Below are 13,649 nucleotides of genomic sequence, written 5' to 3' on the forward strand. Positions count from 1 at the left end.
CGGATAAACGGCTGTCGGGTCGCCGGATTGGACACATAGCGCGGTCGCCTGGCACTAACCGATCGCGCTTGACCCGCCACATCGAGTAGCAACTTCCAACCAGGCGTCGGCAACAGCGCCTGAAACATCCAGGGGAAGGGCATGAACCACGTATTCCGCATCATCTGGTCGCACGTGCAGGGCGCTTGGGTCGTCGTCTCGGAACTGGCCTCGCGTCGCGGCAAGCGGAGCGGCGGAATCGAAAGGCACGTCGAAGTCGACTGCCACCAGCCGCTACGCGGTGCGACAGACAACGCGCCGTCAGGCCCATGGCCGTTGCGTCTGGCCATAGCGCTGGCTCTGCTCGGGCTCCATCTTCCGGCCCGCGCCGCCGACCGCTACTGGGATATCAACGGCAACACGGCAGGCCTGGGCGGCACGGGCGTCTGGAGCGCTACCAACCTGTTCTGGAACAGCAGCTCTACCGGTACGGGCGGGGGCGTGTTTGGCTGGAACAATGCGGGGCTCGACGACGCCTTCTTCGGCGGCACCGCCGGCACGGTTACCTTAGGGTCGCCGATCACAGCTCACAGCCTGAACTTCCTCGCCAACGGTTACACGATCACCGGCAACACGTTGACTCTGGCCGGTACCAACCCGTTCATCAGCACTACCGGCGGAAACACGGCGACGATCAACTCGGTCCTGGCCGGCAGCAATGGCCTGACCGTGAACGGTACCTCCACCAGCGGCTGGATCATGCTGGGCGGCACCAACACATTGACCGGCGGCATCACCGTCAACAACAACGCGCGCCTGGTGGGCAGCGGCAGCAACAGCTTCAACGGCGCCGCCAACGTAGTCACCGTCAACAACGGGGGCGTGCTGCAGGTCAACAACGCCAATGCATTCGGCGGCAATACCGCGGCCGCCAACCTGGTGGTCAACGACGGCGGCAACCTCTGGTTGGGCGGCGTCAGTCTGACCCACAACATCACCGCTGCCGGCGGCGGCACCATCAACATCAACCAGCCATTCGCCAATCTCACCAGCACCTGGAATGGCAATCTCGTCCTGACGGCCAATACCACGCTGCAGGTGACCAACACCGGTGCCAACGGCAATACCGTCTTTGCGGGCAACCTCACGGATACCGGCGCCAACAAGCTCAGCCTGGTTCTGAACGAAGGCGGCGGCGTCGACAGCAGTCTCTACCTGGACGGCACCAACAGCTTTACCGGCGGCATCACGGTGAATGCCGGTCAGCTCTTCATGAGGGGCACCGATGCGGCCGCTGCCGCCGCCGGCAACGTGGTCACTCTCAACGGCGGCTATCTCCGTGTGGAAGGCGATGCCTTCGGCGGGGATACGGACGCCGCGCAGTTGGTCCTCAACGGCGGCACCCTGCGCGTGGAGACCAACAACACGCTCAACCACGATGTGACCCTCACCGGGGGCGACCGCTACATCGATGGCCTGGGCAACGCCACCTGGAGCGGCGCCACGGTGCTCACGGCCGACACGCTGCTGCACCTGGGCGTCGGCGGCCACAACCTGACCGTGCGCGGACCGTTGCAGGATACCGGTGCCAACCAGCTTTCGGTGCAGACGCAAGGCGGGAATGTCCGTTTCAACGGACCGCTGAGCTTCACCGGCGACCTGACCCTGGCCAGCGGCACCATCTGGTTCGATGGCGGCGCTTATACCTACAGCGGCGACACCATCATCAGAAACGCCGCGCAGTTGGTACTGAACAGCACCAGCCTGTCGCCCGACAGCAACATCCGCTTCGAGGGCCTGAACAACGGTAGCAATACCCTCATCTACGGCACCAATGCGGAACCCAGCATCACCATGCCCAACGGCGCCGGCGGCGGCGAGCTGCGCTGGGCTGGCACCGGCGGCTTCTATGCGCTGAACAACCAGTCGGACGTCACCGTCAACCTGGGCGGAGCCGGCGCCACGCTCACCTGGAACGACGGTCTCTTCGTGCCCGACGGCCACGCGTTGATCCTGGGCACCAATGCCACCGGCGGCGACGCCCGCCAGGTGGATTTCCAGAACGGTATCGACCTTTCCGGCGGTCTGCGCGAGGTGCGCGCGGACAACGGCAACGTCAACGACCACGCAATGATCAGCGGCGCGCTGGTGGGCAGTGGCGGTCTTCACGTGCTGGGCAACGGCGGCCTGGAGCTGACCGCTACTAACACCTACTCGGGTGCCACGGTCATCGGCGATGGCACCGCAGGCGTTGGCCATCTGATTCTCGGCAGCGCAGGGGCCAACTCGGCCAACAGCAACATCCAGTTCGACGGTCCCGACACGATCAACAACGGTGGCATGTTGCTGCTGACCGCTGCCTACGGCGATTTCACCGAGTCTCTAGGGGCCGGCGGCAACCAGATCCAATGGACCGGCTCCGGCGGCTTCGGCGCCATCGGTGGCGAACGGCACGTCAATATCGGCGGTGCCGGCGCGACCCTCACCTGGGGTGCCGGCGGCTTCGTGCCCGATGGCCAGATGCTGCGTTTCGCCGGCCGTTTCGCCGATTCCACCGTGGTGTGGGACAACGGCATCGATCTGGGCGCAGCGGCGCGCGCGATCAATGTCAACGAGGGCAACAATCTCGATCGCGATGTCCGCCTGCAGGGCGTGATCCAGGGTGCGGGTGGCCTGGACCTGATGGGGCAGGGCGATATCGACCTGTTCGGATTGAACACCTATTCGGGAACCACGCGGATCAACGGCGGCGACATTACAAGCGCCACCGATGGCATGTACGTCTACTTCAACACCTTCACGGACATTGGCACGGCCAGTTCGTTCGGCACCGGCGCCACCATTGAATTGGGAAGCCACAACGGCGCCATGGTGTACACCGGCGCCGGCCCCGCCAGCGGCAACCGCAATATCGGCCTGTCCGGACGTAGCGGCGCACTGCTGCATCTGTTCAATCGTGGGGGCGGCGTACTAGAGATCGGCGGTGACATCGCCACGACCGTCAGCGGCGCGAGCAACGAACTGCGCGTCGGCGGCACTTTCGTCAGCACGGATGCGAACGGCGATGGTGTGGCCGACGATCCGAACATCCTCTCGGGCGTCATTTCCGACGGCGCGGGTACGACCTCGCTCATCGGCACCCAATGCGCCGCCGGCAGCGTGTGGCGCCTGGGCGGCGCCAATACCTTCACCGGCCGCTTCAATCCCAATGGCTGCACCTTCGAAGTCACCTCGATCGCCAATGCGGGCGACGCCTCCGCTGTGGGCGGCGGCGACCTAATCGCCGACTTTCGCGGCGCTGGCGGAACGGTGCGCTACGTCGGCAGCGGGGATACGACCGACCGCCTGTTCTGGTCATGGGGCAACGCCCACTTGGAATCCTCCGGCTCCGGTGCCTTGGTGCTCACCAACACCGGGCTGATCGTCGACCGCAATGGCGGCTTCACGCAGTTCCTGGGCGGCACCAATACCGGCGACAACCTGTTTGCGCCGACGCTGGTCAACGGCCTCACGCCGGCCGAGTTCCACAACCCCAACAACATCTTCAATCTCATCAAGGAGGGCCCCGGTCTGTGGGCCCTGGTCACCGACAACAACGCGCATGCGAATGCCTATGCGGGCCTTACCCGCATCTTCGGCGGTGCGTTGCGCGCGGACGATGCCGGCGCGATCACTGGCGGCTTCGGCGTCACCAGCAGCCATGGCACGACCGGCTCCAGCGAACGCAGCAGCCTGATCCGCTTCGAAGGCACCGCCGATGGCACCGGTGGCGTGCTGGGCCTGACCGCCGCCAGCGGCGGGTTTTTCCGCGGCACCAGCACCCGAGGGCTCGCCTTCATCGACAACAACGGCACGACGGTTGGCGTCGATCCGGATGGGGCGACGGGGCCGCTGCCGGCATACGGAACCGAAGCGCTGGACGACGACAACTATGAGCAGGGCGTGCGCTGGATCGGCTCCGGCGGGTTCGCAGCCTGGGACGGCACCCAGGTGGTCAACCTGTTCGGCGACGCACGCGAGCTGACCTGGGGCAGCGGCGGCTTCGTGCCGACCAGCCACGAGCTGGTATTTGGCTATGTCACTGCCGACGGCACAGTGGATTTCCAGAACGGCATCAACCTGGGCGCCGCTGGCCGGACCGTGCGCGTCAACAACGGCACCGCCGGTCGCGACGCGATCATGAGCGGTGTGCTGCGCAGCACCAGCGCGCTCGGTGGTCTGACCAAGACCGGCGACGGCGCGCTCACGCTCAGCGCCAACAACACCTACACCGGCACCACCACCATCAATGCCGGCACGCTGGAACTGGGCACGGGCGGCACCACCGGCAACATGGGCACGGGCACGACTGCGCTGGTGGCCTCCGGCGCGACGCTCGTGGCGAATCATTCCAACGCCTTCAATCTGGCCCAGGCGATCATCGGCGACGGAACGCTCGTCCAGCGCGGTACCGGCGCCACTACGATGACGCGCAACAGCGATATCGATCACGTGGTGATGGAGCACGGCAGGCTGGTGACGCCCGGCACCCTGCTCACCGACGATGTCACCTTCAGCGACGATGGCGGCGCCACGCTGGAAGTCGCCGGCGCCATGCGCACTTCGACCGGCGATGCGGTCGCGATCACCGGCGGCACGGGCGACGACACCGTTCGCGTGGACCCCGCCGGCAATCTGCTGGCCAATGGCACGCTCGGCGCAGGCGACGACCGCCTGGACGTCGCGGGCACCCTCGACACCGACGGGGGCAGCTTCGACCTGGCCGATGGCGACGACACTTTCCTGATCCATGACAACACCGATGTCATCGGCACCGTGCTCGGCGGCGCCGGCATCGACACGCTCGAAGCGAACATCGGCGGCACCGCGGCCCTCGATGTGGTGCAGGGCTTCGAAACGCTCACCAAGAGCGGCGCAGGCGTGCTGCATCTCGATGGCCCCGGCGACTCCGACTTCAGCACCGTAGATGTCGACGCCGGGACGCTGGACGTGCGGGCTGGCGCGGCGATCATCGCCACCGCAGGCCGCACGCTCGATGCGACGGTCGCCTCCGGCGCCACGCTGAACGTCGATGGCGCGTTCGGTTGCGGCGACGGCAACGATTCGATCGACATCGCCGGCAACGTCACCGGCACCGGCACCATCGATCAATGCGATGGCGACGACGCGCTGACCCTGCGCGACGGCGCCGATGTCAGCGGCTACGCCGGCGTCTTCGACGGCGGCGCGAACACGCCGGGCATCGGCGACACCGTGCAACTGGACATCGCCGGCACGCTCGATTTCGCCCAGGGCTCGGTCACCAACTACGAAAACCTGCTCAAGAGCAACACGGGCACGGCAACGCTGAGCGGCAGCCACACCTACACGGGCAACACGACGATCAGTGGCGGCACCCTGGACGTGGTCGGCAGCCTGACCACCCCGGTCATCGCGATGACCAACGCGACCGGAACGACGCAGCTCAATGTCGACGGGAGTGTGGAGGCCGATGGCGGAACACAGGCACTCATCATCGGCAGTGCGGGCAGCAATGTCGTCAACGTGAACGCCGGCGCGACCTTGCTCGCCATCGGCGCGCTGGGCGGCGGTACCGACCGGCTCGACGTGGCCGGCACCCTGGATACCGGCGCGGGCAGCTTCGACCTGGGCAATGGCAACGATACCTTCGTCATCCACGACGACACCGACGTCGTGGGCACGGTCATCGGCGGCGCAGGCATCGACACGCTCGACGCCGACATCGCGGGCACCGCCAGTCTCGGCGTCGTTCAAGGCTTCGAAACGCTGACCAAGACGGGCGGCGGCGCGCTGCACGTCGAAGGACCCGGCACATCGGACTTCGCGAACGTCAATGTCGATGCGGGAACGCTGCACGTGGCGGCGGGAGCCGCCATCGAAGCCGCCGCGGGCGGAACGCTGACGACCACGGTCGCCAATGGCGCCACGCTCGACGTGGACGGTGCATACGGCTGCGGCACCGGTGCCGATTCCCTCACGGTCGCGGGCACCGTTGCCGGCAATGGCACGATCGACCAGTGCGGTGGAGACGACACGCTCACGCTCGACGATGGCGCCAGCCTGGTGCAGGTCAATGCGATCAGCGGCGGCGCGCACGATGTGGGCGACACCGTGATCCTCAACAACGCGCTGGCGATGACGCTGGACGGCGACGATGTCGCCAACTACGAGTTCCTGGTGAAGGACCAGGAGGGCGTCGCCACGCTCACCGGCGCGAGCAACTTCAGCGGCGGCACCACCATCAATGCGGGAACCCTGGACGTGGACGGCAGCCTCACCACGCCGACGCTCGCCCTGACCAATACGACGGGCACCACGACGCTCAACGTCGACGGTCTCGTCCAGGGCACCGGCGGCACGCAGACCGTGCTCGACGGTGGATTGGGAGACAACGCGATTGTTGTCGGCGCCACGGGTACTCTGCTGGCCAGCGGCAATCTGGGCGACGGCAGCGATGTGCTGGATGTGTCCGGCGTACTGGATACCGGCGCGGGGACGCTCGATCTCGGCGACGGCGACGACACCTTCCTGGTCCACGACGGCACGCTGGTGCTCGGCACGGTGATCGGCGGCGCGGGCACCGACACGCGAATCTTCGAACTGGCCGGCACGGCCAATGTCGGCGCATTGCAGGAGTTCGAAGGCCTGACCAAGCGCGGTGCGGGCACCCTCAACATCACCGGACCCGGCGTGTCGGAGCTCGCCGACGTGCGCGTCGAAGAGGGAACGCTGGACGTGCAAGCCGCCGCGACGGTCGTCGCGCAGGCCGGCAACCTCCTCAACACCAACGTGTCCCTCGGTGCGACCCTCAACGTGGACGGCAGCTACACCGCGAGCAGCGGCGACGATGTCATGGATGTCTCGGGCACGGTGAGCGGAGCCGGCACGATCAGTCTCGCCGACGGCGACGACACGCTCGTCCTCAACGACGGCGCCAGCCTGACCGGAGCCAATCCCATCGACGGCGGCGCCCATGGCGCCGGCGATACGGTGGCCCTGAACATCGCCGGCAACTACGTCTTCAGCGATACCCAGACCGTCAATTTCGAAATCCTCCGCAAGCAGAACACCGGCACCGCGACCCTTACGGGGACGCAGAACTGGCAGTCGGTGGACATCGAAGGAGGCGCGCTGACGTCAGCCGGAGTGCTGGAGACAGCGACGGTCGCGATGGCCAACGACACCACGCTCAATGTCGAGGGCGCGCTGTTGGGATCGGGTAGCGGCTACAGCACCATCGCCGGCAGCACGGGCACCAACACCGTGAACATCGCCGAAGGGGCGCTCTTGCATGCCAGCGGCGACCTGGGCGACGGCAACGATGTGCTGGATGTCGCCGGTACGCTCGACACCGATGGCGGCGTGCTCGCGCTAGGCGCCGGTGATGACACCTTCGCCGTGCACGACACCACCGCGATGCTGGGCACGGTCGATGGTGGACTTGGCAACGACATGCTCGACGTCGATGTCGGTACGGGCAATCTCGTGCCGCTGGGCAGCCTGCTGGGCTTCGAATCGCTGGGCAAATCCGGCGAAGGCACGCTGCAGATCAACGGCCCGTCGTCCTTCATCGACGTGGGTGTCTCGGCCGGTACACTGGAGGTCAGTGCCGGCGGTAGCGTGTCCGCGCAGAACACGACGGTCGGTATCGGCTCCACGCTGCAGGTGGACGGCAGTTTCGCCGGCACCGGTGGCGACGACTCGATGGTGGTCGCCGGTACCGTCATCGGCAGCGGCAACATCGATCTGGGCGCGGGCGACGACAGCTTCACCCTGCAGGATGGCGCGGATATCTCCGGGCTGGCCAATGCGATCGATGGCGGCGCGGGCACCGATGCCTTCATCGCCGATCTCGCCGGCTCGGCCACGCTGAGTGGCGTCGTCGATTTCGAAGTGCTGACCAAGAGCAACACCGGGACCCTAAACATCGACGGCCCGGCCGCGTCGTCCTTCAACATCGTCCATGTCGACGGCGGCACACTGAACGTCGGCCTGGGTGGCAGTGTCACGGCGATTGCCGGTGGCACGCTGGATACGACTGTAGCGGCCGGCGCCACGCTCAATGTCGACGGCAGTTACGGCTGCGGCGACGGCAACGACACGCTCGACGTCGCGGGCACCGTCTCCGGCAGCGGCACCATCGACCTGTGCGGCGGCGAGGACACGCTGACGCTCAACGACGGCGCGACGCTGGCGGCGGTCATCAGCGGCGGCACGCACGGCGCGGGCGACACGGTGGTGTTGAACAACGCCGGCGCGCTGAGCTTCGACGCTGCGAACACGGTCAACTTCGAGTTCCTGCAGAAGGACAACATCGGCGAAGCCACGCTGACCGGGACTACCAGCTTCACCGGTGGCACCGCGGTGAACGGCGGTGCGCTGACGGTGGCCGGTGCGCTGTCGACACCGACGGTTGCCTTGGCCGACGACACCGTGTTGAACGTCGCGGGAACCCTGCAGGGCGATGCCGGCGGCTATGCCTCCATCACCGGCAGTTCCGGGACCAACACGGTCAACGTCGCCGATGGCGCACTACTGCAGGCCAGCGGCGACCTGGGCGGTGGTGACGACGTAGTCGATGTCGCCGGCACCCTTGATACGGGCGGTGGCATCTTCGACCTGGGCGCCGGCGACGACACGTTCGTCGTGCACGACAGCACCGTGATGCTGGGAGTGGTGGATGGCGGTGCCGGTAACGACCTGCTCAACGTCGATGTTAGTGGCGGCAACCTGGTTCCGCTGGGGAGCATGCTGGGCTTCGAATCGCTGGGCAAGTCAGGCGATGGCACCTTGCAGATCAACGGTCCCTCGACCTTCATCGATGTTGACCTGACGGGTGGCAGGCTCGAAATCAGCGGGACTGGCAGCGTCGCGGCGCAGAACACGACGGTCGGCGCGGGTACGACGCTGCAGGTAGACGGCAGCTACACCGGCACCGATGGCGACGACACGATGGTCGTCGCCGGCACGGTCACGGGCAGCGGCACCATCGACCTCGCCGACGGCGACGACAGTTTCACGCTGCGGGATGGCGCCGATCTGTCGGGCCTGACCTCATCGCTCGATGGCGGCGCCGGCATCGACGCCTTCATTGCGGATCTCGCCGGCAGCGCCACGCTGGGCGGGGCGATCAACTTCGAGACGCTCACCAAGACCAACACGGGTGTCCTCAATGTCGACGGCCCGGCGGCTTCCGCCTTCACCACGGTCAACGTGGAAGGAGGGACGCTGGATGTCGGCGCGGCGGGCAGCATCGACGGCGTCGTCGCAACGACGGTCGCCGGTGGCGCAACGCTGAACGTCGACGGCAGCTACCTGGGTTCGGCCGGCAACGACACCATGGACGTGGCCGGCGCGATCAGCGGTAGCGGCGTCGTCGGCTTCGACGACGGCGACGACACGCTCATCCTGCGCGATGGCGCGGACCTCAGCGGCTTCACCGGCGTGCTCGACGGCGGCGCGGACAGCAGCGGCGACACCATCGTGCTCGACAACGCGTCGGACGTGACGTTCGGCGCCGGATCGGTCGCGAACTTCGAGGTGCTGAGCAAGCAGAACACGGGCACCGCCACGCTGGTGGGCACCCAGGACTACAGCCTGCGCACCGACATCCTTGGCGGCGAACTGGTGGTGGAGGGCAGCCTGACGACGCCAGAGGTCGCCATGGGCGACGGCACGTCGCTGACCGTCGACGGCACGCTCGAAGCAGGAGGCGGCAGCGCCGCGACGATCGCCGGCAGCACGGGTTCCAACACAGTGACCATCGTCGGCACGGCAATCGCAGGCGGCGACCTGGGGGACGGCGACGATACGCTCGACGTGATTGGCGTGCTCGATACCGGCGGGTCCTTCGCGCTCGGCGACGGCGACGACAACTTCGTCGTGCACGACGGCACCGTGGTGTTGGGTACGGTCGACGGCGGTGCGGGACTGGACACGCGCGTCTACGACATCAACGGCACGGCCGATCTTGGCGCGCTGGTCAACTTCGAAGGCGTCGCCAAGACCGGTACCGGCACGCTGAACATCACCGGCCCTGGCGTGACCGAGCTGCAGACAGTCGATGTCCTCGGCGGCACGCTGAACATCGGCCCCGGCGGCGCTGTCGCCGCGGCACCCGGTGGCACGCTGGAAACCGTGGTCGGCGCCGGAGCCACGCTGAATGTCGACGGCAGCTTCGGCTGCGGCGACGGCAACGATTCGCTGTCGGTCGCGGGCACGGTCTCCGGCAGCGGCACCATCGATCTGTGCGGCGGCGAGGACACGCTGACGCTCAACGATGGCGCCGTGCTGGCGACCACCATCAGCGGCGGCGGCCATGGCAGCGGCGACACGGTGGTGCTGAACAACGCCGGTGCACTGAGCTTCGACGGCAGCAACGTCGTCAACTTCGAGAAGCTGCAGAAGGACAACACCGGCGAAGCGACGCTGACCGGCACGCAGGAATTCGCCGGCGGCACGACGATCAACGCGGGTGCGCTCACCGTGGCCGGCACGCTGCAGACGCCGACAGTGGCGATGGACGACGACACGACGCTCAATGTCGACGGCACGTTGCAGGGCAGCGGCGGCGGCTATGCCGCCCTCACCGGAAGCGACGGCACCAACACGGTGAACGTGGCGGACGGCGCGCTCCTGCAGGCCACTGGGGGCTTGGGCGACGGCAATGACGTCCTGGATGTCGCCGGTACGCTCGACACCGACGGCGGCGTGTTTTCGCTCGGCGACGGCGACGACATGTTCGTGGTGCACGACACCACCGCGATGACGGGTACGGTCGATGGCGGGCTCGGCAACGACATGCTCAACGTCAACGTCGGCGCCGGCAATCTCGTGCCGCTGGGCAGCCTGCTGGGCTTCGAGTCCCTGGGCAAGTCGGGCGATGGCACGCTGCAGATCAACGGTCCCTCGTCCTTCATCGATGTGGAGGTTATGGCCGGCACGCTGGAGGTCAGTGCCGGCGGCAGCGTCGCCGCGCAGAACACGATCGTGACAGCAGACGGCACGCTGCAGGTCGATGGAAGCTACACCGGCACCAGCGGCGACGACACGATGGTGGTCGCCGGTACCGTGGCCGGCAGTGGCAGCGTCGATCTGGCTGCTGGCAACGACAGCTTCACCATCCAGGACGGGGCGGATCTGTCCGGCCTGGCCACTTCGATCGATGGCGGCGCGGGCACCGACGCCTTCATCGCCGACCTCGCCGGCACGGCCACGCTGGGCGGTGCGATCAACTTCGAAACCCTGACGAAGACCAACACCGGCACGCTGAATATCGACGGCCCCGCCGCTTCGTCCTTCAGCACGGTCGAGGTCGACAGCGGCACCTTGAACATCGGCGCGGCCGGCAGCCTCGCTGGCGTGCAGCACACGATCGTCGCGTCGGGCTCGACCTTGAACGTGGACGGCAACTACGCTGGCAGCGCGGATGACGACCTGATGGAGGTCGCCGGATCGGTCACCGGCAATGGCACGATCTCGCTTGCCGACGGCAATGACCGGTTGTTGTTGATGGAAGGCGCGGACCTCGGCAGCCTGGGCAACGCCCTGGACGGCGGTGCGGGCTCGGATACGGTGCTGGCGCAGGTCGACACGACGATGACGCTCGGTCCGACCGTCAACTTCGAGGCGCTGTACAAGGACGGCGCCGGCACCCTGGTGCTCGAAGGCAACCAGGCCTACGCGCTGACGCAGGTCGGCAGCGGCGCTCTCGAAGTGGCTGCGGACGCGGTTCTGGCCAGCCAAGACACCATGGTAGATATCGGCGCGACGCTCGATGTGCAGGGTGACTTCACCGGAACCAGCGGCGACGACACCTTCCTGTCGATGGGCACGGTGAAAGGTTCACTGGCCTTTGGCGACGGCAACGACGCGGTGCATTTCGTCGGCGGCGATCTGAGCGGCCTGACCGGCATCGACGGCGGCAGCGGTACGGCCGATGTTCTCAGCTTCAGTGCGCTGGACCTGCAGGACGACAACCTCGACAGCATCGCGAACTGGGAGCGGGTCGAACTGCTGGGCAACACGACGCTGACGTCGGACAGCGCCATCGACTTGGGCGGCGGTGTGCTGGCCATCGATGACACGTCTAGCTGGATCGTCGGCGCCGGCGCGAGCCTGACCGGCAGCGTCGAGAATGCGGGCCGGATCGATGTCGGCGACAACCGCCTGGGCATCAGCGGCAATTACGCGGGCAGCAATGGCGCGATCGAGATTTCGGTCTCGCCGGGCACGCAAAGCGCGGGCGGGCTGGATATCCAGGGCGACGTTACCGGCACCACCTCGGTGGTGTTCAAGCCCGACGGTTCGGAAGTCCCCACTCGGCCTGCGTCGATCCTCGTCATCTCCAGCCCCAACGACGACCTCTCCACCCAGGGCAGCTTCGTCGCCAGCGGTGCGGTCGACGGCAACGTGCGCCTGAGCGGAAGCGTCTATCCGTGGACGTTCGGCCAACAGGCCGACCACAACTGGTACCTGTCGTCGGCGGCCGACGGGCTGCTTCCGGAAATCTCCGGCTACGCGATCCTCCCCAGCGTAGGCCGGACCTTGGGCGAGCAGGGCTTCAACCTCGTCCACGACCGCATGAGCGGCATGCGCGAAGACGCCACGCCGGCCTGCGGTCGTCCTGAAGAGAAGTCGCGTCGCGCTGACGCCGCACTGGTGGACGACTGCCATGGCGTCTGGATCGCGGCGACGGCGAGCGAGCTGAAAATGGGCGCCAACCCGGGTTTCGCCTTCAGTGGCGACGCCGTGGGCTTGTATGCCGGCGTGGATGCGATGCTTTCCGAGCACGACGGGCGCACGTTCCGCGGCGGCATGTTCCTCGGTTACCAGCAGGGCAACTACTGGACGACAGGTGCGAACTCCACCGACCTGCCGGGCCTGGGCGAAGCCAACGTGAACGTGGGCGCGCCTGCCGGTGGCCTGTATGCCAGCACGTCGTGGAACACGTCGTCCTACGTCGATCTAACGCTGACCGCTCAAGTGCCGCATGCCGACATCCAGACGGAAGACGGATTCCGCCAGACCATCACCGGCAATAGCCTGGCCCTGAGCGCCCGTGCCGGACATTCGTTCCACCTCTCGGGCGGCTGGATGCTGGAACCGCAGTTGCAGTTCGCGGCCACAGCCATGCATTGGGGCGACACCGTCGACGCGAGCGACAAGCAACTGGTCATCGACGACGACGTGTTCGGGACCGCGCGCGCGTCGCTGCGCGTCGAGCGGACCCGGCTGACCGCGAACGGCGGCACCATCCGGCCGTGGGTGACGGTAGGCGTGCAGAACACTGTAGGCGAGAAGGACGATGCGCTGGTCGTGCCGGGTGCGGACGGCGAAACGCAACCGTTCCCCGCCCATGACGTTGGCACCTCCGCGACGATCGATTTGGGTGTCGAAGCCCGTCTGGGCGAGGGCGTCAGTCTCTTTGGCGCCGCGTCCTACGGCCGCAGCGTGAGCGGTTCTGATCAGGAGCAGCGCTCGGTGAACGTGGGTGTCCGCATCAAGTGGTAATGAGGGAGCAGAAGACACCGGGCCGGGCCGCTTGACGGCTCGGTCTGCCGGAGGCGTCCTCGGCGCCAATCCGCGAACTCCTGTTCGCCATGGGCAAAAAAAGCAAGCTCGGCTGCTGCCAGAGCGATGCAGACGGT

The 13,649-nt window shown here is 67.0% G+C and carries 1 protein-coding gene; it reads left to right on the forward strand.

The features are described from left to right. Positions 1–141 precede the first annotated feature (141 nt). Positions 142–13,512, forward strand: coding sequence for an autotransporter-associated beta strand repeat-containing protein (locus tag ACFPN1_RS02910; RefSeq protein WP_386752834.1), 13,371 nt, complete (start codon positions 142–144; stop codon positions 13,510–13,512). The last annotated feature ends 137 nt before the right edge of the window (positions 13,513–13,649 follow it).

This window comes from Lysobacter yangpyeongensis (assembly GCF_042655745.1).
In the GTDB taxonomy this organism is placed as follows: domain Bacteria; phylum Pseudomonadota; class Gammaproteobacteria; order Xanthomonadales; family Xanthomonadaceae; genus Agrilutibacter; species Agrilutibacter yangpyeongensis.

Coding starts and splice junctions, on each gene's coding strand:
- ACFPN1_RS02910 (WP_386752834.1), top strand. CDS start 142: ATGAACCACGTATTCCGCATCATCTGGTCGCACGTGCAGGGCGCTTGG.